We start from the raw sequence: 26,172 nt of genomic DNA, 5'->3' as shown, positions 1-26,172 counted from the left end.
GGGCTTCGATTACGATAGACGATAGTGGTATTAAGCTGGTGTGCCCAGGGATGATTAAGATTCAGGCGGTGAAGAAGGCGTTGGTGGGGGGAGCTTTATGTCATTACACTGCACCCAAAGAGCCTTATGATGAAATGTATGTGGTAAAAGATACCTTGGGCAATATTATTGCTGGATTTGCCTATAAAATTGAGACCTCTGAGGGCAAAGTTTATCGCGGGGTAACGAATGAAAAGGGTGAAACCATACGGGTTGGTACAGGGAATAAGGCGGTTGAATTTGAATTAACTGCCGATACTGATGAAGAGGATAAATGATGACGAGTGCTAAAAGCAATAAAAGAAAAGAATCCTTTGTGCCAGTAGTGCAAGATGGTAAGACAGTGAATTTATTCTTTGATGGGACTAAAAATAATTTATATAACACCGATACCTATAAAAAAGGTTTTTCTACAAAACAGAAAAAAGAGCATAACGAGGACGAGACCAGCTATTCCAATGCTTATTCTAATGTGGCTCATTTATTTTTAAACAAAAGTAAAAGCGGCTCTCAATTTTGGATCTATATGGAAGGGATTGGTACTGTTCAAGGTGATGAAGATGATGAAGTGCTAGGTTTTGCTTTTGGTGATGGTGATACGGGTATAGTTGAACGTGCTAAAGAAGCATTTGGTAAAATAGAAGGAAAGGTAGGAAGAAAACCCACTATACTCTATATCAATATTTTTGGCTTTAGCCGTGGAGCTGCAACCGCTCGTCACTTTATTCATTTAGCAAAATCAAACCCTAAGCTTTTCAAAAAGTGGAACTTATCAACAAGCCAAATTCGCTTTAAATTTGTCGGCTTGTTTGACACCGTTTCGTCCTATCAATATGTCAGTTTACGATCTAGCTTAATAAGCGGATTAATACCTGTCGGACAGGCTGTTAACCATAATTTTGATAATGATGTATCAGAGCTGAAGTTAGACTTTCGAAATTTGGATGCTAATGATAAAAAAATCACTAAAGTCTTTCATATTATAGCTGCCGATGAGTATCGCGAAAACTTTTCAATCACAAATATTAAATCGGCAATTAATGGTGGCTTTGGTTACGAAGTAATAATGAATGGGGCACATGCTGATGTTGGTGGTGCTTACCCTGATAGTACTAAAGGTAAAAAATATGATATTGAAGAAGATGATGAGACTCTAAAAGCTTGGCTAATAACTAAAGAGTTTTATAAAGCCGATCAAATAAAGCTGATCAAGCGAACTATTGGGAGTAATTATTATCAAGCCGAGCGTACCAATGCAGTTTATTACGACATACATAAAGTATCTTTAAACATGACAGCGCGCATGGCAACAACCTATGGCAATATGAGCTTTACTCCAGAATTAATCACTTATTATAGTAATTTGAAACCCGGTATTAGGCAATCGATGGGTAAACTGCCAGATAAAGTAATAAAAAGTGTTAAATGGGGAGGCCGTCTAAATCTAAGTCTAGTCGAGGGTAAAATAACTAAGGGATTTAGGAACAGCTATATACACTGGTCAGCAAAATACGTTAAAGGCTCCGCAACAGCTGATTTAGGTTTTGGTCTAAGACGCTTAAAAAATGGTGAAGGCGTACCTTTTAGAAAGACGATAGATGGTTGATACCAGTATCTATCAAATTAACGATTGAGTTCAAACGATGATGTCATCCAAATGGTCTACAACGATAAAGCTTATAACGATCGCTATCTTTGTGCTGTCGTCACTGGCATTTGTGTGGCTATACAAGGAAAAACAAATGAGAGACGATAGAGTAGTCGAATGGGGGGCTCATGTCTCAGAAGCGGACTATACCCTATACAAACAAGATAACCTTACCAATAGCGTGAGTTTGCAGAAGTCAGATAAAATACGCAGTTATAGTACAAGCTTCTATCTAGCGGACGGCACTTGGTTACGCTCGCTACACGGTAGTGGGGATTTTTGGGGCTATGGCAGCGCGCCGCTAGGGGGTAATGAGTTCGAACAGCCATTGCCAGATAAGGTACAAGTTACCTATTTGGATAAGGTAACCAACCAATATTATCAAGGTGAGCACATGCTACCCACTGCTAAAATATATGCACTGATGACTAGCACCAATAGAAAGCAGATCGACAGTAATCCAGGATCTGATAGTGCTGATAAAAACTATTATGCCATAGAACTTGGATTCGCCCCCAAGGGTTGGGTAATTGTCTTTGTCACTGGTTGGGCTGGCCGTAAAGAAGTCACCTCGTTTCAAGCCACGCCCATCGAGCCTGACTTAGCAACCATTGAAGGCGAAAAGGTATCTAGCGGTGACGACTACCTTCTTATTGATTACGAATACTACCTAAAAAATAAAGACGTTAGCAAAAATGATAACCTTGCTGCTTTCAAGAATAAAAGCCCAAAAGGTTATGAGCAATGGCAATCAGGGGAATGGACGATCTCATCAGAGTGGTACAAGCAAATGCAAACCAAGTATCCTTGGAATCTATCTATAACCATTGATGGACAAGAGTGGAACGGGGAATACTACGCTGAATTTGCCAACACCGAAAGGTTTGCGGTACTGGATGACCAGTTTGATAAATATAATAAAGCGCTCAAAGCAGTACCAACTAAGATTATAACTTGGGTAGAAAATAAAGGCACTGGTGAGCGCATCGAAGTTGAAGTACATCTATTTCCTAGACCACAGTGGGCAGCTCAAGGTACTGGTAACGCCTCCTATAGACCTTACTATCAAGACCCTAATCTCAATCGGTTTTTTACACATTTTGAGGCACTCTACCCTAAACGTTCGCTTGCCACTAACGAACAGCCAGCCAATCCAAATGAGTTTGCGACTCTTCAAATAAACTTTAACAAAGACTTAGTATTAGACACTACCTACTTGCAAAAAGGCGAGCAAAAAATTCCTATTGAAGGTGCTTATCAGTTCTCACGTGCACCAATAGATCCTACACAAGGGCAGTATGTCGCCAAAATTGGTTATCCACAATTTATCACTGCGCCTAAAATAAAAGATCTAAGTGACCCTGCATTTGTAGATATTGACTAAATTTAAGATAACATGAGGACAAGCGGTGGATGACTCACCTTTCGCCATGGATGACACGGAGGTACTGCTTGCCGCACCATCTCGAGTGACCAGTAACAAATCGGCACCATGACGATCGGTATCTAGCCTGATAACGATAGTGTCTCTTATCGTTATCAGGTAGTGATCAAAGACTGGCTACAAAAGGCTGTCCAGCGCCTACAACACCCTGCAACAAACCCAACCGATACTTTTATTCCTGATCATGCCTGTGATACGGGTATTTGGGTAACAGCGACCCTTCTTAATGCCACTATCACTTACTGTCCTTATCCTTTGTGAGTAGCACCTATCACGGTCTGAGCAAAGCCCGTACTGGTACGACGGTTGCTCCAAGCTATACCTCACAAGTCGCTATCAAACATGAGAGTTCTTTAGCACATGGAACGATTAAACCTACAAATCAACCTGTTTCAGATTATCTAGATAATCCTGTGGTTACTGATATCATCATCGGTGGCGCAGTTGTCGCTACAGTTGCTGTCGGTATTTTCTTAGCGCCTGAGATTGCAGCAGGCGCACTAATTCTAAGAATAGCCACACTATAAGTACAATAGGAAAAACTATGGAAGATATAGAAAGATATAAAGACGAGTTTGAATATTTTGATGAAAGTCTTGGAGATAATGGCTTGACTGTTTTATCTGTTCACTTAGAAGCTTGTTTTTTGTTTTGGGACGGACATACTAAGGAAATCAGACAACACCTAAAAGCGTGTATGGATCATTATATGGCGTTGTTTGGTGACAACATTGAATGGGGGTTTGATCCTAAAGGCTGGACACAAAAACCGATAGATAAGCTGCCTACCTTTGAGCAAACCCTAGAGAACAACGCACATGTTGATGACTGTATTGAATGGTTCGTTGCAAGCGGAAATTATAAAGAATTAAATGCAAGCTTTGATTATAAATTATCTTGTCTTACTGCTCGAGGTTGGGAGGTTCAAGAACCTAGTAGATTGCTTTTTCGTATTCATAGACAGAAGTTTTATGATTCAGAAACTCATCAAGCAATTATTGAACTTTTCAACGACTGTATTAGCCGTTTAAACCCTTATCACGCTACTATGGGCTGGAGTCCCGCTTATGGTTATGATAACGATAGAGTAGGTATTGATATCCTTGACCAAGCGCATTGCTTTTTTGGTCTTAATATTTATGATCTCGGAGACATAATGACTTTAAGTCATGGTATTAAGAGTGTCGACTGGTGGACGTATATTAGTCATGAACTCGCAGAACGGGTCGGTGGAATCGATATTTTTAAGGCTCAAATCAAAAAGCAGAAAATCACCTATAAGGATTATTCTGACGGGTTGCTATTGATTGCTGCTGATACACCGCAACTACTACCAGCCGATGATAAAATCCCTGAAAGCTATTTAAAAATTAATGCCATTACTCGCCCTATGCGTAATGGTAATTACGATTCTTTAGGTAATGGTTACGATGAAGGTATTGGCTATCAAAGCTTTAATACTTACTTTACAGACTTATGGATGAGACGCTTTGATAATCCTAGATTGTGGCGAAGACTACCACAGCCAGTGGACAATAGAACTTTATCACAGCCGTCAATTGAACCGATAACGCTTATGTCTGCACAAGTTTGCGAGATTGATGGTCGCTATCGCTATGAAGAAGAGTACGACCACATCAGAGACCATCCAGTATATTTCGCAGAACCTTATGAAAGAGCTGAAGACCTTCGACAGTATGTAGTACTGCTCAAAGGTGATATTGCGCCCTACTTCATCAAAATGAATCAGCACGGGCATACAGAAGAAAGAGTATCTATAACGTGGACGTTGTTCGAAAAGTTTTAGTCAAGACTCACATTATCGATAAACAAATTAATAATAAGCGATATAAATAATGGATAGAATCGACGCCATGCGAGCATTTGTGTCTGTCGTGAACGAAGGCAGTTTTAGTAAGGCAGCAGCAGCGATGCAACTGTCACCGCAGCTGGTGAGCAAGTATGTGTCCAAACTAGAAGAGCGCCTTGATAGCCGTCTGCTCAATCGCACCACCCGTAAAGTCAGCCTAACGGAAGCGGGAACGCATTATTTTCAACACGCGCAGCAAATATTGCTAAGCATCGATGACATGGAATCAAAATTGGGCGGACTGCAACAAAACCCTAAGGGTACGCTAAGAATAAGCGCACCTGTCTCGTTTGCATTAAAGCACATGGCCAAACTGGTCACTGACTTTCAGAATCGTTATCCTTCCGTGACGGTCGATTTGCAGCTTAATGACCGCAAAGTGGACATTGTTGAAGAAGGGTTCGATGTCGCACTGCGCATCGGACAACTCAAAAACTCTTCGTTGATTGCTAAGCAAGTGGCCCCCATTCGTGTCATCTTGTGTGCCGCGCCAAGCTACCTTAAAAAAAATGGCACTCCTCATAAGCCTGAAGATCTTAAAAACCATCGTTATTTGCATTACAGCTATATGGAACGCAATGTCAAAGAGAGTACTTATCAATGGTTAGGGACAACTGATGGTCAGCTTAGTGGTACTCAGCTTAGTGGAGAGCTGAGTAGCAATAATGGTGATTTGCTTGTCAACGCTGCGATAGCAGGCGGCGGGCTTGCCTTGCAACCAACTTTTATTGCAAGTGAAGCCATTGGTAAAGGAGAGCTTGTGATCGTGCTGCCTGAGTACGAACCTGAAACGTTGGGACTGTATGCAGTGTATGCTCATAGAAAGCTGTTGCCGCATAAGATCCGCTGTTTTATTGATTTTATAGAAGGTTATTATGGTTCACCGCCCTATTGGGATAAAGCGATACCAAATAAATAATAAGATTATTACTGTTTTATTTCGAACCAATCATAAAATAAACACCGCACGGCTGAAATACATTTTGCGCCGCCTCTGTCGGCGAAGGCACAGCAAGCAAGCAAAATTTATTTCAGTCGTGCGTTATCACATTTGTCATTTATTTCAGTTAATATCTAAACAGATGTATTTGGTCTCAACGTATTCTTCGATACCGTATTTTGAGCCTTCACGCCCTAAACCAGATTCTTTGACGCCGCCAAATGGTGCCAACTCGGTGGTGAGCATACCGGTATTGACGCCAACCATACCGACTTCAAGCGCCTCAGCGATGCGCCAAACACGGCCAATATCTCGACTATAAAAATACCCTGCCAAACCATATTCTGTGCGATTGGCTAAAGCAATGGCTTCTTCGTCTGTATCAAATTTAAAAATGGGCGCAATTGGGCCAAAGATTTCTTCATTGGCGATACGCATGTCATTGTTGACGTCAGTCAGAATGGTTGGATGAAAAAAGTTCTTATCCGCCTCGACTCGTTGACCACCGGACAACACCGTTGCGCCTTTGCTTTTGGCATCCGCCACCAGTGCTTCTGAATTATCCGCAGCGGCTTTCGAGATCAGTGGGCCTTGTGCCACGCCCGCCTCTAACCCGTTGCCCACTTTTATAGCGCGCACTTGTTCTGCCAGTTTTTGTGAAAATTCTTCATAAACGCCCGCTTGTACAAATAAGCGATTGGCGCACACACAAGTCTGACCACTGTTGCGATATTTACTCATCATTGCGCCTGTCACCGCAGCGTCTATGTCGGCATCATCAAACACGATAAAAGGCGCGTTACCGCCCAGCTCCATCGACATTTTTTTAACCGTGTCCGCACACTGCTTCATCAAGATTTTGCCCACACGCGTCGAGCCTGTGAAGCTGATTTTTTTGACCATCGTGTTGGTGGTCATCTCTTCACCAATCGCGACTGGATCACCCGTGACCACACTATAGATACCGTCAGGGATACCCGCTTGCTGCGCCAGATAAGCCATCGCCAGTGCTGAATAAGGCGTTTCCATCGCAGGTTTTACAATCATCGGGCAGCCCGCAGCTAATGCAGGGCCAGCCTTGCGACTGATCATTGAATGCGGAAAGTTCCATGGCGTGATAGCGGCAGTAACACCAACGGGTTGTTTGATAACTATCAGACGCTTGTCTGACATATGACCGGGAATGACATCGCCATAGACGCGTTTTGCTTCTTCAGCAAACCATTCTAGATAGTCCAGTCCGCTTTGAATCTCACCCTTAGCTTCGGCCAGTGGTTTGCCTTGCTCATGGGTCATCAGTCTCGCCAAATCCTCAATGTTTTCGGCAATCAGCGTGTGCCAACGGCGTAAAATAGTGCTACGCTCTTTGCCGGTTTTTTTCGCCCATGTTGCTTGAGCCGTATCCGCCGCTTCGATGGCACGGCAAGTCTCATCGCGGCCCATCATCGGCACCGTCCCGATTACCTTGCCTGTGGCAGGATTTTGAACCTCGTGGGTTTGCCCATTGTCTGCATCACACCACACGCCATTGATAAAAGCTTGTTGTCTAAACAACGCCTCATTTTTTAATTGCATCTCTGTCTCCAAGGTTTTTTAGGATTCTAACAATCCGCGTGTGGTCAATACTTGACGGGCAATGCGAAAACACTCGACCCCTTGCGGCACACCGCAATAAATCGCAATGGCATGGATAGCGGCACGGATCTCTTCCACCGAACAACCATTGGTGATGGCACCATTTAGATGCAGCTCCCACTCATGCATCTTACCCAAGGCCGCAATCATGGTTAAGTTCATCAGAGAACGGGTTTTTGCATCGATTGCATCATCACCCCAACCAAATCCCCAACACCATTCGGTCATGGCTTCTTGGAACGGTTGATTAAAATCATCGGCAGCTTGCAAGTTTTTTTCCACATACTCAGCGCCTAAGACAGCTTTGCGTTTGGTCAGACCGAGTTCAAATCGTGTTTTATTCATGACTATTTCCTTGTGTTGTTTATTAATATCTTTTGACTAGGACATGCCCTAATGCTTTTTTATCAAAACGATTATTTATCCAGCGGGTTGTTGGTTGAGATGCAATCCCATACGCCAAGCTTCGTCAATGTGTTTTCGGCAAGCGCTGACAGCCGCCTTACTATCACCTTTGGCAATGTTATTGACGATTTCTTGTAAATTGCTTGGGCCTTTAACGGCGCGCTCTTGAGTGGACAAAGTCATAAAGCGCAAACGCCCAATGCGACCATTCAAGCGCTCTGTTAACTCCCAAGCGACCGTCATACCAGCCGTTTCAAATAGATGTTCATAAAACGCATAAGAGTGCGCAAGGGCTTCTACCACGTCTCCTGCCTGCAAGTTGTCTCGAATCTGAATCAAGCTATGTTGCAAGGTTTCTACCAATTCAGGCGTTACTTGTTCCGCGCAGTGGCGAACCGCTTCACCCTCAAGCGTGGCACGCAGATGATAGATTTGGCGAATCTCATCGCTCTCGAGGACTGCAACCGAAGAGCCACCTGTCGAAAAACTTACCAAATGCTCGCTTTCTAGATGCCGGATACATTCGCGTACCACGGTACGACTGACGCCCAACTGCTCACAAATCGTACGCTCTACCAATCTTTGACCGGGCGCAAGCTGTCCGATCATGATGGCCAGTCGTAATTGTTCCAGTGCGGTATCTTTCAAGGTTTTTGGTTTCTCTACTCTTTCTAACATAGCAACTCTACTCCCTCACATGTAAAGCAGAATTATAACGAGTCTAACGCAAAAAATCAGTACGCTTTCATATCGTATTACGGTATACCATAATATTTATTTTCAAAAAATGCTAGTAATTTATTTAATACCGTATTATGGTATACCAATATTGTTAAAGATTATCACCAATAGAGGGAACTTATTATGCAAAAACCAGAAATCAGAAAAATTGTCACTTTCGAAGAAGAAACGTTGATTGAAGGCTATAAATCAGCTGACAAACCTTTACGCATGTTTGCGGTTGCAGCCGTGGTTACCAACCCGTGGGCGGGTCGTTATGCAGAAGATCTAAAACCTGAAATCCAAGCATTCGCGCCTGTCTTAGGCAAGCTACTCACCGACAAAATTATTGCTTTAGCAGGCGGCGCTGACCAAATAGAAGCCTATGGTAAAGCGGCGGTGGTTGGTCTAAATGGTGAAATCGAACACGCCTCAGGTCTGATTCATACCTTACATTTCGGCAATTTTTACCGCGAAGCTTTGTCTGCCAATACCTATCTGGCCTTTACCAACACACGCGGTACAGCCAACACTCCTATCATGGTGCCACTCATGGATAAAGATGATGCTGGTCGCCGCTCGCATTATTTGACCATTCAGTTTGCCATTCCTGACGCGCCTCGTGATGATGAAGTGGTGATCGTATTGGGCGGTGCGTCAGGCGGTCGTCCGCATCACCGCATTGGCGATCGCTACCAAGACCTAAAAGATCTCGGTCACGATTTGAATAATCCAGCCGCTGTTTAAGGAGCATTTACTAATGGAATGGTCACGCAAGATCTCTGACGGCATTGCCTATTACTATAGTGATAGTAATAACCATAGCAGCAGTAGCATCGATAACGACAGTAACAATGAAAATGACAAAGCTCCCCCAATCGTGTTTATTCATGGCGTGGGTTTGCAGGCAGAGAGCTGGTATCAGCAGATAGCCACATTTGACGAGCGTTACCGCTGTTATGCCATTGATATGCCAGGACATGGGGAGAGCGATTTGCTGCCCAACCCTACATTGACGTTAGAAGACTTTGCTAAGGCGCTAAACATCTTTATTGATAAGGTGATTGGTGAGCCTACCATTATCGTTGGACATTCGCTCGGCGCGATGACTGCCTTGCAAACAGCGGTCAGCTATCCAAATGTGGTACGGGGCGTTGCGGCATTGAATGCGATCTATGACCGTCCAGATAATGCCGCGCAAGATGTACAAGCCCGCGCCGAATCACTCTTAAACGATCTTGATCAAAACGTGACGGATCAGCCAATCGCCAGATGGTTTGATGGCGATCCGCAATACTACAACGAGGCTGAACTGTGCCGATCGTGGTTGGACAATGGCAATCGTTTAGGGTATGCCCAAGCGTATCAAATGTTTGCTCACTTGCGTGGCATTGCAGCAGCAGACTTAAAAACCATTACGGTGCCGACACTGTTTCTCACAGGTGAGATGGATGTGAATTCTAGTCCTAAAATGTCGTTAGCCATGGCCAATATCGTGCCCAATGCCAATGCGGTCATCGTGCCAGAAGCCCGTCATATGACGCAGATGACACACGCCAGCGCTGTCAACGCTGCCTTGGCACGGTTTTTTACTCAATGCCATACGGCTCATGTGCTTAATACCTAATTTGAATAGTACCTGATTTAAATAGTATTTAATTTAAACATACGCTCAATTAAAAATACGCCCAATTTGAACAAAGAGGTTCTCATGAAACAACTTGATCCTAAGCTACTTCGCAACGCCTTTGGCAGTTATATGACTGGGGTGACTGTGATAACCGCCATGAGTAATGACGGTACGCCCGTTGGTTTTACCGCCAATTCATTTACCTCGGTATCGCTTGCGCCACCTTTGCTATTGGTTTGTCCGGCAAAATCTTTGTCTAGCTTTGATGTATTTGCCAACTGTGACAGCTTTGTTGTCAACATTTTAAGTGAAGATCAGCAAGCCATCTCAAACATATTTGCAGGCTCTAAAGAGGACCGTTTTAGTCAAATTGAGTGGCACAAAGACGAACAAGGCAATCCGGTCATCGATGGCGCTTTGACGCATTTTTCTTGTAAGACGGAGCGCAATCTTGACGCAGGCGATCATAACTTACTAGTGGGTGAAGTACTGAGCTTTGCTACTCGTGAAGGTCGCGGCTTGGGCTACGCCTCTGGCGGTTATTTTAGCTTAGGACTAGAACGCGCGGCCGCCGAAATCAGCACGCAAGAAAAACATGTGTGTGTTGGCGTGATTATCGAGCACAATGGCAAAGTACTGCTTAGCCAAAAAGACGGCAAGACCGTATTGCCTACGATGACGACCGATGACAATACCAATGCTGTCAGCACCATCAAGCAGTTTTTGACAGAAAACAGTATGGATGCGCGGTTGGGCGCGGTCTTCTCCATTTATGAGAACACCAAAACCAATACCAATTATATTTTTTACCGCGCCATTGCTTATTCATCAGATACCAAAGGCTTGGGGGAATATGTCGCCATTGATGACATCGCCCAACAAGATTTTGCGACCCAAGCCATGAACTCGATGATGAATCGTTATGCCGCCGAAAGCAAAAACGGTCTTTATGGTGTGTATGTTGGACAAGAAGAGCAAGGCCACGTCCACTAACTTATTATGTTCACTAAATTGTTACGTTCACTAAATTTCAAACTTATACGACAACGATCATTACGAATAGTAAATATCACAACGAATAGCAAAGGAATTGCCTTATGAAATTCTCATTATTTCTACACATGGAACGCCTCGACGAATCACAATCTTATGAACAGCTCCATAATGATTTTATTGAGCTGGCAAAAATGGCGGACCAAGGCGGCATGCACGCTATCTGGACGGGTGAACACCATGGTATGGACTTTACAATCGCTCCTAACCCATTCTTAAATCTGATTGACCTCTCCCATCACACCAAAAACGTCCGTCTCGGTACTGGCACCGTGATCGCTCCGTTTTGGCATCCGATCAAACTGGCGGGTGAAGCGGCCATGACCGATATTATCACGGGCGGCAGACTGGATTTGGGTATTGCTCGCGGTGCTTATAACTTTGAGTACGAGCGCTTGATGCCTGGTATGGATGCCATGGAAGCAGGCGGCCGCATGCGCGAGCTGGTTCCTGCCGTACAACAACTGTGGAAAGGCGATTATGCGCACGATGGCAAATACACCCAATTTCCCTCTACCACCTCAGCGCCAAAACCACTACAGAAAGGCGGCGTACCCATGTGGATTGCAGCCCGCGACCCGCACAGCCATAAATTTGCGGTTGAACATGGCTGCAACGTACAAGTCACGCCGCTATGGCAAGGCATGACAGAAATTCAAAACTTAATGACAGCCTTTAAAGACGCCAAAGCTGAGCACGGCGAAGGTAAGAATCCAAAAATCATGCTATTACAACACGCTTATGTGGGCAGTGACGCCGACGATGTGGCGGACGCTGCCAAATGTATCAGCCGTTTTTATTGCTATTTCGGAGCTTGGTTCAAAAACGAACGTCCCATTCGCCAAGGCTTGCTTGAGCCATTAAGCGAAGAAGAGATGGCAGCAATCGACATGTATGCGCCTGAAAAAATGCTAGAAAACATGCCCATCGGTACGCCTGAGCAAGTGATCGAAAAACTCAAAGTCTATGAAGAGTTGGGTTATGACGAATTTGCCTTTTGGATTGACTCCAGCATGACCTTTGAGCAAAAACGCGACTCATTACGCCGTTTTATCGATGACGTCATGCCAGCGTTTGCATAATCCTATTGCGTCTCATACGCTCGCGGAATTAACAGATAAACCTATAAGAATGTGGAGAAACCCCATGACCAAACCTCATTACCAGCTCTATATCAACGGTGAGTGGTGCGACGGCAGCGACAACCAACGCCTAGAAAGCTACAATCCTGCCACGGGCGAAGCATGGGCGACGTTCGCCTGTGCCAGCCCTGAAGATGTTGCACGCGCGGTCGATGGCGCCAAAGCCGCTCTTAGCAATCCTGAATGGAGCAAAATGACGGCCACGCAGCGCGGTAAGCTCATATACCGCCTAGCAGATTTGATCGAGCAAAATGCCGAGAAACTGGGCAAGATCGAAACGACCGATAGCGGTAAATTGGCACACGAAACGGTAGCACAAACCCGTTATGTCAGTGATTACTATCGTTACTTTGCGGGGCTTGCTGATAAGTTGGAAGGCGCAACGCTACCCATTGATAAGCCAGACATGCACGTCTTTACCACGCGTGAGCCCATCGGTGTCGTCGCTGCTGTCGTGCCGTGGAATGCGCAAATGTTCTTAACAGCGACCAAGCTTGGCCCTGCCCTAGCCGCTGGCTGTAGCATTATTTTAAAAGCGTCTGAAATCGCCCCGTGTCCGATGTTTGCGTTTGCTGAACTGATCGAGCAAGCAGGCTTCCCAAAAGGCGTCGTCTCTGTCATCACAGGCGATGCTGAAAACTGCGCCATTCCGCTGACCAGTCATCCTGACGTCGACAAAATCGCTTTTACGGGCGGACCTGAAGCGGCGCGTCACGTGGTCAGAAACTCTGCTAATAGCTTTGCGGTCACAAGCTTAGAGCTGGGCGGCAAATCACCGATTATCGTCTTTGAAGACTCCGATTTGGAAAGTGCCGCAAATGGCTTGATCGCTGGTAACTTTGGTGCGTCTGGACAGTCTTGTGTCGCAGGTTCGCGCGGCTTCGTTCATCGCTCTATCTTGCCTGAGATTATCAAGCGCGTAGAAGAAAAAGCCAAGAATATTGTCATTGGTAATCCGCTGAATCCTGAAACGCACGTTGGGCCTTTATGTACCAAAGCGCAGGTTGAGCGTATTAAAGACACGCTGGCAAAATCTGTGGCACAAGGCGCGACCATTCGTTTTGGCGGTGAAGCACCAACAGACGCTAACCTGGCAGACGGCAATTACTTTTGCCCCACGCTCGTCGAATGCCCAAATACCAATATTGAAACGCAGACCATCGAGATGTTCGGCCCTGTTATGTCATTGGTCGCGTTTGATACCGAAGAGGAAGCCATTGCGATGGCAAACAACAGTGTTTATGGCTTGGGTTCAGGCGTATTTACCCAAAACTTGGCGCGCGCGCATCGCGTCTCTCAGCAAATCAAATCAGGCGTATGCTGGATCAATACGTACCGCGCGATTTCACCAACCGCACCATTCGGCGGTTACAATCAGTCCGGTTATGGACGAGAAGCAGGTAGCGAATCTGTACTACAATACACCCGCACAAAAACGACATGGATTAATATCTCGGCGGAGCCGATGGCTAATCCTTTTATCATGAGATAACCGAACAGTGTAGTCAGCTACATTCAGTTTTAAGGAAAAAACTATGGCTATCCGTCCTCCCCTAAAGGAACTCAACATAAAAACGCACGACAAAGGTTTTTATAAAGGGTTTAACCGTTTTGTTACGGTCACCTCTAAGATTTTTGTCACCTTGGTTGTGATTTGGATTTTGAGTGACATCGAGCGCTCTGGTGCCATGCTCGATGCCATGAAGAATTGGTCCTATACCAACCTCAACGGCTATTATACCTACGCCATCGCTTTTTATATTTTGGTCTGCTTGACGGTCATTTTGTGGCCGTCATTTGGTCGTATCAAACTTGGCTCTGATCCCAATGGCAAACCTGAATTTTCCAACTTTTCTTGGTTTTCGATGATTTTTGGTGCTGGGATTGGGATTGGCGTCTTAACCTATAGTGCCGCCGAACCGCTTTGGCATTTAATGAACAACCCTGACATTATCATGTCAAAAGAAGTCATTTTATCGTCAATGAACAGCAGTGGTATCGCCCTGCCTCAAGGCGCTGATGTCTTTGCTTTCTATCAAGATCAAGTCGCTGCCAACACTATGACGGCAATCGATGGTCTGGTCATACCCAAAAGCGATGAAGCATTAGATACCGCCTTTCGCTATGCGTTTTTTCACTGGGGCATTAGTGCTTGGGCGACTTACTGTTTGGTTGGTATCTGTTTGGCGTTTTTTGCTTATACACGCGGGTTACCGCTCACCATGCGCTCAGCACTCACACCTTTATTTGGCAGATATTTAGAAGGGCCGCTTGGTAATATTATCGATGTTGCCGCTGTTATCGCCACCATCTTTGGCGTTGCGCAAACCATTGGTATTGGCCTCAGCTCTTTTGCCTCAGGACTGTATAGTATTACGGGTATCTCATGGCTAGTGACGGATGCCGTCAATCCTGAACCGACCACAGGGGCATTATTGATGTCGTTGTTTGTGGTTATGTGTCTTTCTATGATTTCAGCGCTATCAGGGGTTGGACGCGGCGTAAAATGGCTCAGTAACATCAATATGGTGCTGTCATTTTTGCTCCTCGCTTTCTTCTTAATTTTTGGGGCAACGATGTTTGCGTTAGAGATGCTAGGCAAAGGTATCTTTAGCTATGTTATCCATCTACCGGCGATGGCAGTAACGGTTTGGGATCCTAATACCGAATTGGGCGCTTGGCAAACCAGCTGGTCTATTTTTTACTGGGCATGGTGGATTGCGTTTGCCCCCTTTGTAGGACTGTTCTTAGCGCGTATTTCCAAAAACCGTACCATTCGTGAATTTGGCTTGATTGGGATTGTTGCCCCAAGTTTGACCCTGTTTGTTTGGTTTTCCTTCATTGGCGGTACTGGCATTGATCTAGAGTTAAGCGGTATCGCAAACGGTAGAATTTTTGATTCAGGATTGACCGCACAGCTGTTCGAGATTATTGGTTTTATGTTAAACCCAGCGATGGCAGGTGTCTTGTCGTCGATGGTGGTTGTGCTCCTACTCACCTATTTGGTGACGTCGGCCGACTCGGCATTATTGGTCGTCAATACCTTAAATGCGGCGGGTGAAGTCCATATCGAGAACGGCCCGAGACATATCATCGTTTGGAGCATTGCCCTGACTGCTGTGATTGGCGCATTGATATTGGCAGGCGGGTTAAATGCGATTACCTCAGCCATGATTGTAGCCGCCATTCCCTTCTCCTTTATCATTATCCTGATGGCGATTAGTTTGTTAAAGGCGTTGATTTTGGATATTGCACGAGCAAGAGAGCGTAAGCTGTGATGGATTGATTCGAGCGGTAACCGAGTACGCCATGCTGTCTAAACCAACAGATAGTATGACTCACTAACAACCTCCTCAATGTTTTAAGATTGAAGTCTGACTACGACTCAAACCTAAAACGTTGAGGTTTTTTATTTGTAAAAAATAAAAAGTGCCTGCTTGTGTAATAGTTTTTGAATTGACTTTTAAACTGTCTATGCGCAACTGACCTCAAGACTAGGGCTCAGAGCCGCAAGATTATAAGCGGCAAACTCCTGATGCAAAGCAACCACATCGCCCATAATCAAGAGCGCTGGTGTGGGCAAATTGGCAACGACTTGCTGCTCTGCGATATCTTCTAATGTGCCGATGAGCACTTGCTGCGTAGGTAGGCTTGCATGACTGATGATGGCAAAGGGCGTCTCCCTGTCGCGGCCCGCGTCAATAAGTCCACTTGTCATCTCGCCCAAACGATGCAATCCCATATAAAACACGACCGTCTGCGTGCTATCAAGTAACTCGCTATAATCCTCATTGGGTGCGCCAAGCTTTTTGCAGGCCGTGACAAATTGAACCGATTGAGCATAATCGCGATGAGTCAACGGAATACCAGCACGGCTCGCAGCAGCGCTTGCGGCGGTAATGCCTGGAATGGATTCAAAGCAGATACCATGACGCACCACCTCTTGCAACTCTTCACCGCCTCGCCCAAAAATAAACGGATCACCGCCTTTGAGTCTGACCACAATTTTATTGGCAAGCGCATGTTTGACCAAAAGCTCATTGATGCCTTCTTGTGGCAGCGCATGATTGGCGCGGCGTTTGCCGACGAATATTTTTTCGGCAGTCACCGCACACATATCTAAAATATCTTCAGAGACCAAGCTGTCATATAACACCACATCGGCGCGCTGCATCACGCGCAAGGCTTTTAGTGTCAATAACTCAGGGTCGCCAGAACCTGCTCCAACCAAATACACAACCCCTTTTGGTTTAGACAGATCAACCGTGTCTGTGCCGTTTTGCCCGATTAAATCGCATGGGACACGGTTTGAAGCAAAAGCAGATAAATCTTTCATAAGAGACGCTCCTGAGGACAATATATAGTCAAAACACTTTAAAAGCGCTACGGCACTGCTGAAACAAATTTTTGCAGCCTCTGTCTGCGCAAGCAAGCAAGCAAGAAAATTGATAACAGCCGTGCGTGATGTGTCGATATTACTTTTCACTGACTATAGTGGCAACGCAAAGGCAATAAGGTAAGTCGCTGTTACTATCTTTGGTTGCAAGCAACATGCCACTGCGCCATTAAGCGTCCTCGAATTGAGCATGTTTTGTGATTAAATCATTGATTTGACTCACACAAGAGCCGCAATTGGTGCCCGCCTTACACTTTACTCCAACGGCCGTCGCACTCTTGCAACCATCCTGAGTGATGGCCCTGATAATAATATTTTCTCCCACAGACATGCAGGAACAAACCAACACCCCCGGATCAACATAACCACTGGCAGGACGCCCCGCCAGTAACCATTTATAACGCTGGCTGCTAGGGATTTGGCTAGTATCAGCAAAACAGCTGTCAAGCCAATGAATACTTGGTAACCCTTGGAATGTGGGTGCAAGATAAACCGCCATAATAAGGCGCTCATCGGCTTCTTCTTTATACGCTATGGCGCTACCATTAGCACCATTCTGGGTCGCAATCATAGGGACAACTTCGGTTACAATAAAGCGCAATTGATCGCAAGGCTGGTTGGTCGTGAAGGCAGTATGAATCGTGCTTGCCTGAGCTGCTGGTAGCGACGAACGCACCGAATCCACAAGCTGCTGCCAAAAATCAGGCGTATTCAATGTGGTGCAAACCTCAGCATTTGGGCTGGCAAAGTTAATGGAAATGCTATTTGTTTGGCGGCTCATATTCCACGTCAGTGCTGGCCATGAATTGACTGAGCGAGGTTTCAAGCTGGCTTGTGGCGCCATCTTTACCGCAAACCTGTCCAAAATAGTACGCAGTTGCACTATAACGGCGTCCTGCCAATCTGGATGCACCAAAATCTTACCAACTGTTTGCATCGGCACAGCGCTGACGCGAATGGCCGAGTTTTTCAGCTCAGGCTGGCCTGAATGCGGATCGACAGCGGTTGGAATCAATGTACCCACACGAGCAAAACTGGCAAAAGCATTGCTCCAGTGCATCGGCATAAACGCATCACCCGTTCGCATCGCATCGTTAATAACGACTTGCGCCAACACCTTACTTGGCTCTTCATCAACTGGCACGCCTTTTTCGTATTGACGATACAGTTGCACAAAATCATCAGTGGCCACACCCAATTGTTTAGCATCTTTGGGGTGAAGCGTAAGCGCTGGTACGGATTGATGCTGGTTCAATGACGGTGCCAATCCTGTGCGAGTCATCGTGTGCCACTGGTCACGCAATCTACCTGTGATGAGCCGTAAATCTAGGGCTGGATCGTTGCCTATTGACGCAATGTCTTTATCTACTTGGCTGAGTAACCGAGAAGCAGGATTGGATAATAATTGATTGGTTCTAACAGGCTGTCCTTTAACGCTTTGCCTACGGCGATAGTAATTGGGCATACTGGCGTCATCAATAGGCATGATAGCTATCAGCTGCGCTTTGGTACAAGATATCGGTTTGAGTGCTTTACGTTTGGCACCTTTATCAGGAATCTGAACCATAGATATACGCGTGCCGCCCCACTGAAACGGCAGCATTGCCTCATATTGCTCACGGCTAAGCTCGCTGGATTTTGGTAGGGGATCAATAGATTGACCGGTATGGGCAGGCTCTGCTATCACCTCAGACAAGTCGTTGGCAAGGTTGAAATAGCGCGGTTGGTTTTTGGATGATAAAGGCTGACTGCGCGCGTTGCCATAAGCCGTCAAGGCCACATGCTCATTGAATATCTCGCTGGGATACTGATAGTCAAACCCTGCCAGTCCCAGACGTTTGGCGACTTGTGACAGTATCCACCAATCTGGTTTTGCCGCGCCTACCGCTGGCATAAATGAGCGTTGACGCGAGATACGCCGTTCCGAATTGGTCACAGTTCCTGATTTTTCGCCCCACCCTTGTGCTGGTAGTACAATATCGGCGCATTTCAACGTGTCACTATCGATTGAACAATCAGACACTATCACTAAGTCACACTCTGCCAACGCTTGGCGAAATTTATCGGCCTCTGGCAAGCTCACCACGGGATTGGTCGCCATAATCCAGATGGCCTTAATACGTCCATCCAAAATAGCATCCGCGGCATCGCAAGCTTTGATGCCGACATTTGGGGAGATAGGCTGAGGCGATGCCCAAAAATCCGTTACCAGTTGCCGATGATCGGCACTATCCAAATCTAAATGCGCCGCCAGCAAATTGGCCAGCGCCCCCACTTCTCGCCCACCCATCGCGTTAGGCTGACCGGTGAGCGAAAATGGACTTGCACCCACTTTCCCAACTCGCCCCGTGAACAGGTGGGTATTGATAATGGCATTAACCTTGTCTGTGCCACTCTTGGATTGATTAACACCCATGCTAAAGGCGGTCACAGTTTTGTCGTTTTTGGCAACCAAGTCATAAAATTGGCAAATAAGGTTGCTCGGCACTTGACAAGCGCTTGCTACCTTATCAATCGTCCATGGTTTGGCCGCCATCAACGCCGCGTCTACGCCGATGCTTTGACTGGTGTACGTCTTATCTTGGCAACCGTGCTGCTCTAGATAATGCAATAAACCATTGTATAAATGCGTATCCGTACCAGCCGCAATCGGCAAATGAAGATCGGCAAACTCGCAAGAATCTGTACGACGCGGGTCAATCACCACCAGTTTTTTATTGGGATCGCGTTTTTTTGCTGCCAAAAATCGGCCAAATAGTATGGGATGGCACCACGCCATGTTGGAGCCGACCAAGACTAATAAATCGCACGCTTCCAAATCCTCATAATTGCCCGGCACCAAATCAGCACCGAATGCTCGCTTGTGTCCTGCGACCGCTGATGACATACACAGCCGAGAGTTGGAGTCGATATTGTTATTACCGATAAAGCCTTTAATAAATTTATTGGCAACATAATAGTCTTCGGTCAGTAGCTGCCCTGAGACATAAAACATCACACTATCGCGCCCATGCTTGGCGATGGTGTCATTCAGACGTTTAGCAATGTCATCTAATACCGTATCCCAATCCGTGTTTTCGGTGATTAGCGACGCATCGGGCGTTTTTTTAGACTCAATGTGTGGAGATGTACGTGAGGACAAGTTATTAGGAGACGAGGTATTGGGAGAAACGTTATTGGAAAAAAAGGCATTCGGCGAAAGGGACTGCTGTTGTTGCATTGATGCTTGTTTATCTTGATAATAAGGCTGGGTCAATCGGCGCTGGGTGCCTAAGGTTTGGGCAAGGGTACTGCCTTTTGAGCACAATTTACCAAAGTTGGCAGGATGTTCTGGATCACCTTTGACGCTGACTACGCCCCTATCATCCACTTGTGCTAAAACGCCGCAGCCGACGCCGCAGTAAGGACAGGTTGTACGGACTGTGTTTGCTTCATCAGAAGTTGGCAATGCTTGATGGTTGCTTATAGCGGTATCGATGGTGTGAGTGGCAATGCTTTGAGTGGCCGTACTTTTATTGACAGTACTTTTACTGACGGTGCTTTTATTGACAGTGCTCTGAGCTGGAACTGTATTGACAACCGCTTCTTTCATGAGGCCTCCTCCACTAATGCAGTCATTTTGCTATTGTCGTCATCGCTTTCGATATCCTGCTCTTCATCATTACCGACATGAGTCTCGCTTGAATCTATGGCTTCCAAGTCGCAGTAAGCTTCACCAAAGATTAACGTGTCTTTTATGGCCGTGATATCGACTTTGTCCATAATCAATTGACTGTAAAAGCGCCCATCATTGACATCACCATAAAGCACCGCTCCAATGACTCGATTGTCTTTGAGATACAGACAGTGATAGTGATTTAAGATAGGTTGACGATAAACGAGCGTTTCGACGACTACCGATTCACTATCATTAAAGGCAATTTGCCCTGCTGAAAACGCGGCAATGCCAGAGACTTTAAGCTTCAATGACAAGGGTTTACTGACAAAAGGCACCCAAGAATTTGGCGGAGATACTGACTCATCATTTTTAAAAAAAGTAGCATTCTTTAAAACACTCACGAGCGTATCGACTTGCTGATTGACGGGGGCAACCATGCCGAACAACTCACCCGCCCGCTCGATACATTCACCAATCGCATACACCTGCGGGCAGCTGGTGTGCATATATTCATCAACGACGATACCGCGATTGACCTCAAGTCCACTGTCTTGTGCCAGCATTGTATTGGGTATAACGCCCACTGCCATCACGATAAAATCTGCTGACAAGGTGCGACCGTCTTTTAAGCACAATCCGCACACCTCGTCTGCATCATTGACAATGATTGAGTCAGTATTTGCTGACACTTCTAGACCCACGCCGCGACGATTGAGCTCGGCTTGTAGCAATTTGGCAGCTGGCCAATCTAACTGGCGATTGAGTACATAATCATCCACATGAACGACAGTCATGGTTGCCCCTTGTGCCGCCAATGCGCAAGCGGCTTCCAACCCCAAGACGCCGCCACCGATGACCAACCCTGTTTTACCTTGACGAGCATATTCGGTTAACGTAGTGACATCGGCTAAGTCGCGAAAGACGTGCACGCCTTTGGCAGTGTGATTGGGAAAGGCTATCACTCGTGCCGTTGAGCCTGTGGCAATGACCAGTTTGGCATAAGGTAGACGCTGTCCATCGGCAAGCTCGACAGATTGCGCGTCAGTATCAATCCTATCAACGCTGACGCCAGACAGTACCCTGATGCCCAGTTGTTCATAATCGTCAGCATCGTACAAATACGTATCTGCAAATGCAGTATCTCCTGCCAGCACAGGTGACAGCATGATACGGTTATAACCGACTTGTGGCTCTTTACTGATTAAAGTAATCGGTAATGGAATAGCCGCCTCTTTTAAATCACGGCTATGTGGATAATTGTTTTTCGCCTGCACGCTTTTTTCCTGCACGTTTTTTGCTTGTATGCTTTGTTGCTGGGCCCGCGCAAGCTCAATGGCAAAACGGCTGCCTGCCATACCAGCGCCAATAATGACGACACCTGCTCGGTTTTGCTCGTTAGGATAAATGGCGGCTTGTTCCATCAACTCTGTCGTCGACATATCAGAAGATGCAGTAATTTTTGACTTAGATAGCAACATACAAGGGCATTCCTTAGCAGCGTCGTGCCGCATTAGATAAGTGCTGTTGGGATAAATTTTCAAATCTCTAGCGCAACGAAGCCGCGCAGCAAATGAGGAAAATTATCACCAGTAGTAATGGCTATTAACATGTATAGTCAGTCCTAAATAAAAAAGGATTACCTATTGTCACGCACTACTGAAACAAACTTTTCTTGCTTGCTATGCCTTCGCAGACACAGGCGACGCAAAATTTATCTCAGTAGTGCTGTGGTTATTTATAGCGGCTCAACTGACTATTTTGCTCTTACTGACCATTCCTAGGACAGATAGATCCATAGCAATAAAACAATAATCATAGTTTGTACGAAGCAAATGCCATGCCACACCAGCAACGGATTGCTTTTGATAAGTGGCTCAGGATCACGACTGCGCGCGCGGTTATCAGGGTTAAAATCTTGTAAAAATTCACCGATCGCCTGATAGCGCACATTGGGGTTTGGATGCAGCGCCCGCATCAGCGCTTGCTGGCAGATGGGCGACACATTTAGCTGTCGTAAAAGCTGCGTGGGCATGACCAGATCTTGTGACGTGCTCATCAAAGATTGCGAGCTAAAAGGCAATTGCCCTGTCAAAAGCTCGTAGCCAATCACAGCAATTGAGAACAAATCAGAATGCACCCCTTTTGGTGCATTGGTGTAATACTCTGGTGCAGCGTAATGCAGATCACCATCAGGTGGACGCGTGCCGTCTTTTAATATCGAAGAGCTAGCCGAACCAAAGTCGATCAACTTTACCGCCCCTGATTTGGTCAAAAGTACATTTTCAGGTTTGATATCTTGATGCAAAAGATAATTACGATGCATCACGCGCGCCGCCATGCCGATTTTGGTTAGCAAATCATACGTCTGCCACACATCGCATGGCGCATGACGTTCAATAAAATCTCGTAAACTCTCGCCTTCTATATACTCAGTCAAGTGATACAAATACGTGGTGCTGGCAGGCACAGGGTAATAACGCAGTAGTCCAGAGGCATTCAGCCCTGTACCTATCTCGTGCATCGTTTTTTTAGTTGCCTCAGTCATTTGCAACCGATTTGGATCAGCCTGATTGTAAGCAGACTCCCCCGCTCGGCGATGTTTTGACAAGCTTAGACCAATTTTGCGCTCCTTTAAAAAATCACGCAGATAATGGCCATCGGCGATGGCATCTAGGCTTGGGGATTTCAGTACAAAGTCACGATGCGCTTCATCTTGTACCCGATAGACATGGCTGCGAGCGGTACGTGCGATAATGTCGACCACCGTAAATCCATCTATGCTATCCCCCACTTCTAGATGAGTTGGCAGCCGATAGCGATCGATATCAAGGCTCTTTGCGTCAGCGTCCTTAATAGAACTGGCTACATCTGACTCAGCTCCTTGATCGGTTTCTAGATCGGTTAAAAGGTCAGTTACTGAGGTCACTGAATTAAACTGGTTAGACTGGCTTGGCACCCCATTCATACCCAGCATAATCATACTCAAGTTATCATGACTGCCCTCCGAAAAAGCATGCTCACACAAGGTCTGACTGGCTTGAAACCCTAATGAAGATGGCTGATTGGCCGCCTGCACTTGAAACAAATTGCTAGCCACTGTACACAGCTCAAACGACAACTCCACCTCATCAATGTGCTCATAAATACCATCTGTCATCAGCGCCAAGCACTCGTTTTGGTGCAGCGTAAATATCGATTGCTGCAACGCTACTTTTTGGTCTGCGCCAATAGCGGCCGAAAGCGCGCCTTTGTCTTGACCTCGATGAATGCGATGATCTTCACTAAGCGCAGTCAAATTATCCACTCCCACACGGTAAATCCGCGAATCGCCCGTGTGAAATAAATGGATACGATCGCCAATACACAACAAACCCGACAACGTCGACAATAAAGGCGGCACTCGCTGATACGCTTGCGGAAAATACAACGTATCATTGGCTTTGTTCACTGCCATCTTAATAATGCTGGCAACCTGATCATCATCCAAAGCAGCAGACTCAGAGAACATGGTTTGAGACTGGTCTTGCGACATTTGCTGCGCGTGCGCCAGTTTTGATAACGCCAACGTGATTTTTTCTGCCACCGTATTAACGACCAACTGACTTGCCTGCTTTGGAAATTGGCAAGCACTGACACCATCTGCCATTAGTACCAATAAGGGCGCGGTTAGCGTGGCGGCTTTTTTAACAGCAGGATCTTGGTTTGAATCATTGGGATCAATTAATGACAAACTCAAAATATCAGGGGGCAAACAAGTCGTTATCAATAGACTGTCTTGGTTTTCCGCCTTGCGCCCTTGCATGGTAAAAAAATCAAGCCACCACACCGTTGGCTCATTGGGCGGCCGTGTGGATTCAGCGTTTTTAGTATCATCAGCCACATGCGCACTTATTTCATAACCCTGATGCTGGTTTTGATGAGCGCCCATATGACGTCTGTTTTGTCTGATTTTAGGAATAGTATTCAAAATTATCCTTATTTTTTATGCTACTCATTATCAACGCTAGCTATGACTGACTTGAATCTCAGCAAACGTACCATCTGGCATCTCTTCAATAATGACGCCTTCAGGCTCTTTAAGTAAAAACAGGGCAAAGAAGCCAACCACCGCCGTTGCCGCGATGACGAAGAAAAACACTTGATAAGACACAAGACTTAGCACCGTGAGATAGACCACTGAACCGACGTTGCCGTACGCACCCGTCATACCAGCGAACTGCCCTGTCATACTGCGTTTGATCAAGGGGATCACCGCAAATACTGCACCTTCTCCTGCCTGCACAAAGAATGAGCAAAACATAGTAATTAGTAGTGCAAGCGCCAGTGGCCACGTCGAATCAAGGATGCCCATTAATAGATAACCGACCGCCAAACCTGCCGTCAGAATCAATAAAGTGATTTTGCGACCGAATTTATCACTGAGCCAACCACCGCCAGGACGCGACATCAGATTCATAAAGGCATAGCTTGATGCCAATACACCAGCCATCACAACCGATAGGCTAAAGGTTTCTTGATAAAATAGTGGCAGCATGGAAACGACTGCCAGCTCTGAGCCAAAGGTGGCAAAATACAGGATATTAAGAATGCCGACTTGCTTAAAATCATAACGATGCGCCTCAGGCACAGGCGTAGTAAAGACTTCTTTGTTAAAACGGTAGCTACTGATGAACTCATAGATGTACAGAACAGCCAGACCAATATAGATCAATGTGACGCTAGACTGGCTGAGCAAGCTGACGCCAGCAGGCGATAATTTCCACGCTAGTAGCGCCAATGCCAAATACATCGGTAATTTAAACGCCATCATGAGCCAAAAATCACCCGATGAGGTCACCATCATTGCGCCCGACTTTTTAGGTTTAAAATAGGTGGCACCTTTTGGCGTGTTTCGCGCCATTTTATAAAAAACCACACTATAGATTGCCATCACCACACCAGACATGGCCGTGGCATAACGCCATCCTTCATCACCGCCAAAGACAGCGGCAGCACCGATCGCTATGGTCGGTAACAAAAGCGCCGCCGCAGCTGAACCAAAATTGCCCCAACCACCATAAATACCTTCTGCCGTACCCAGCTCATTGGCTGGAAACCAATCACTCATCAAGCGGATACCAACCACAAAACCTGCGCCCACAAAGCCCAATAAGAAACGAGACAGCGCCAAGGTGTTGTAATCTTGCGCAAAAGCAAAGGTAAAACAAGGAATCGCACCAATTGCTAATATCGCGGTATAAACAAGGCGCGGCCCGAAACGATCGGTCAACATACCAATGATGACGCGCGCTGGAATAGTTAACGCCACGTTTAAAATCAGCAAGGTTTTGACTTGGTCACTGCTCAGACTCAAGGTTTCGCCGATCGCCGACAAAAACGGGGCGTGGTTGAACCACACAAAAAAGGTGAGAAAAAATGCCATCCAACCTAGATGAAGGATTTTATTTTTGCCCGAAAAAGACAGGATATTGAGCTTGTCTTTATTAGGAGCAACTGGGCTCGATGATGACGATGACATAGGCGGCTTCCTCAAATGGTTAACTGCTAGGGCTAACAAAACATTGGTTGTCCAAAACATAATCCGTTAAGACA

The 26,172-nt window shown here is 45.9% G+C and carries 20 protein-coding genes; 12 read left to right on the top strand and 8 right to left on the bottom strand.

Annotation, left to right across the window (positions count from 1 at the left end; genetic code table 11):
- From AAJP47_RS10055 to AAJP47_RS10030, 6 genes are all read left to right on the top strand, one after another.
- A partial coding sequence (locus AAJP47_RS10055) for a hypothetical protein (protein ID WP_346717777.1) occupies positions 1-317 on the top strand: 317 nt, incomplete at its 5' end.
- A complete protein-coding gene (locus AAJP47_RS10050) occupies positions 314-1,645 on the top strand; it encodes a T6SS phospholipase effector Tle1-like catalytic domain-containing protein (RefSeq protein ID WP_346717776.1) in 1,332 nt (443 codons plus the stop codon). The genes AAJP47_RS10055 and AAJP47_RS10050, both read left to right, overlap by 4 nt.
- A gap of 136 nt (positions 1,646-1,781) precedes the next feature.
- Positions 1,782-3,071 (top strand): DUF2931 family protein, encoded by a 1,290-nt coding sequence (locus AAJP47_RS10045; protein WP_346717775.1) that lies wholly within the window; start codon positions 1,782-1,784, stop codon positions 3,069-3,071.
- Positions 3,072-3,388: 317 nt separating this feature from the next.
- Positions 3,389-3,658 (top strand): hypothetical protein, encoded by a 270-nt coding sequence (locus tag AAJP47_RS10040; RefSeq protein ID WP_346717774.1) that lies wholly within the window; start codon positions 3,389-3,391, stop codon positions 3,656-3,658.
- Between the two features lie 17 nt (positions 3,659-3,675).
- Entirely contained in the window at positions 3,676-4,938 is a 1,263-nt protein-coding gene (locus AAJP47_RS10035) for a type VI immunity family protein (RefSeq protein WP_346717773.1), read from the top strand.
- 49 nt (positions 4,939-4,987) lie between these two features.
- A complete protein-coding gene (locus AAJP47_RS10030; protein WP_346717772.1) occupies positions 4,988-5,920 on the top strand; it encodes a LysR family transcriptional regulator in 933 nt (310 codons plus the stop codon).
- Between the two features lie 144 nt (positions 5,921-6,064).
- Here the strand turns inward: AAJP47_RS10030 and AAJP47_RS10025 are convergent, their stop codons facing one another.
- The 3 genes from AAJP47_RS10025 to AAJP47_RS10015 form a co-directional block, all read right to left on the bottom strand.
- On the bottom strand, positions 6,065-7,516 hold the full coding sequence (locus AAJP47_RS10025) for an NAD-dependent succinate-semialdehyde dehydrogenase (RefSeq protein WP_346717771.1): 1,452 nt from the start codon (positions 7,514-7,516) through the stop codon (positions 6,065-6,067).
- 18 nt (positions 7,517-7,534) lie between these two features.
- Entirely contained in the window at positions 7,535-7,921 is a 387-nt protein-coding gene (locus tag AAJP47_RS10020; protein WP_346717770.1) for a carboxymuconolactone decarboxylase family protein, read from the bottom strand.
- Between the two features lie 75 nt (positions 7,922-7,996).
- Entirely contained in the window at positions 7,997-8,659 is a 663-nt protein-coding gene (locus AAJP47_RS10015; protein ID WP_346717769.1) for a GntR family transcriptional regulator, read from the bottom strand.
- Between the two features lie 186 nt (positions 8,660-8,845).
- On the opposite strand from AAJP47_RS10015, the gene AAJP47_RS10010 reads away from it, so the two are divergent.
- The 6 genes from AAJP47_RS10010 to AAJP47_RS09985 all read left to right on the top strand — a co-directional run bounded on the left by AAJP47_RS10010 (position 8,846) and on the right by AAJP47_RS09985 (position 15,804).
- Entirely contained in the window at positions 8,846-9,448 is a 603-nt protein-coding gene (locus tag AAJP47_RS10010; protein ID WP_346717768.1) for an amino acid synthesis family protein, read from the top strand.
- Between the two features lie 13 nt (positions 9,449-9,461).
- Positions 9,462-10,328 carry an alpha/beta fold hydrolase gene (locus AAJP47_RS10005; protein WP_346717767.1) on the top strand — a complete coding sequence of 289 codons (867 nt, stop codon included), beginning with the start codon at positions 9,462-9,464 and terminating at the stop codon, positions 10,326-10,328.
- Positions 10,329-10,412: 84 nt separating this feature from the next.
- Entirely contained in the window at positions 10,413-11,324 is a 912-nt protein-coding gene (locus AAJP47_RS10000) for a flavin reductase family protein (RefSeq protein WP_346717766.1), read from the top strand.
- 104 nt (positions 11,325-11,428) lie between these two features.
- A complete protein-coding gene (locus AAJP47_RS09995) occupies positions 11,429-12,466 on the top strand; it encodes an LLM class flavin-dependent oxidoreductase (protein ID WP_346717765.1) in 1,038 nt (345 codons plus the stop codon).
- Between the two features lie 64 nt (positions 12,467-12,530).
- Complete coding sequence (locus AAJP47_RS09990) at positions 12,531-14,018, top strand: aldehyde dehydrogenase (RefSeq protein WP_346717764.1); 1,488 nt, start codon at positions 12,531-12,533, stop codon at positions 14,016-14,018.
- Positions 14,019-14,061: 43 nt separating this feature from the next.
- Positions 14,062-15,804 (top strand): BCCT family transporter, encoded by a 1,743-nt coding sequence (locus AAJP47_RS09985; RefSeq protein ID WP_346717763.1) that lies wholly within the window; start codon positions 14,062-14,064, stop codon positions 15,802-15,804.
- A 194-nt stretch (positions 15,805-15,998) separates the two neighbouring features.
- On the opposite strand, the gene cobA is transcribed toward AAJP47_RS09985, so the two are convergent.
- The 5 genes from cobA to AAJP47_RS09960 form a co-directional block, all read right to left on the bottom strand.
- Positions 15,999-16,862 (bottom strand): uroporphyrinogen-III C-methyltransferase, encoded by an 864-nt coding sequence (gene cobA, locus AAJP47_RS09980; protein WP_346717762.1) that lies wholly within the window; start codon positions 16,860-16,862, stop codon positions 15,999-16,001.
- Between the two features lie 229 nt (positions 16,863-17,091).
- A complete protein-coding gene (locus AAJP47_RS09975) occupies positions 17,092-20,514 on the bottom strand; it encodes a molybdopterin-dependent oxidoreductase (RefSeq protein WP_346717761.1) in 3,423 nt (1,140 codons plus the stop codon).
- Entirely contained in the window at positions 20,511-22,058 is a 1,548-nt protein-coding gene (locus AAJP47_RS09970) for an NAD(P)/FAD-dependent oxidoreductase (RefSeq protein WP_346717760.1), read from the bottom strand. Before AAJP47_RS09970 ends, AAJP47_RS09975 begins: the two co-directional genes overlap by 4 nt.
- A 299-nt stretch (positions 22,059-22,357) precedes the next feature.
- Entirely contained in the window at positions 22,358-24,382 is a 2,025-nt protein-coding gene (locus AAJP47_RS09965) for a bifunctional protein-serine/threonine kinase/phosphatase (RefSeq protein WP_497198715.1), read from the bottom strand.
- Positions 24,383-24,583: 201 nt separating this feature from the next.
- Positions 24,584-26,098 carry a NarK family nitrate/nitrite MFS transporter gene (locus tag AAJP47_RS09960; protein ID WP_346717758.1) on the bottom strand — a complete coding sequence of 505 codons (1,515 nt, stop codon included), beginning with the start codon at positions 26,096-26,098 and terminating at the stop codon, positions 24,584-24,586.
- Positions 26,099-26,172: the final 74 nt, after the last annotated feature.

Source organism: Psychrobacter halotolerans, from assembly GCF_039680845.1.
Classification (GTDB): domain Bacteria; phylum Pseudomonadota; class Gammaproteobacteria; order Pseudomonadales; family Moraxellaceae; genus Psychrobacter.
Note: the sequence above shows the minus strand (reverse complement) of the source record. Positions and strands in the feature narration are given on the sequence as shown.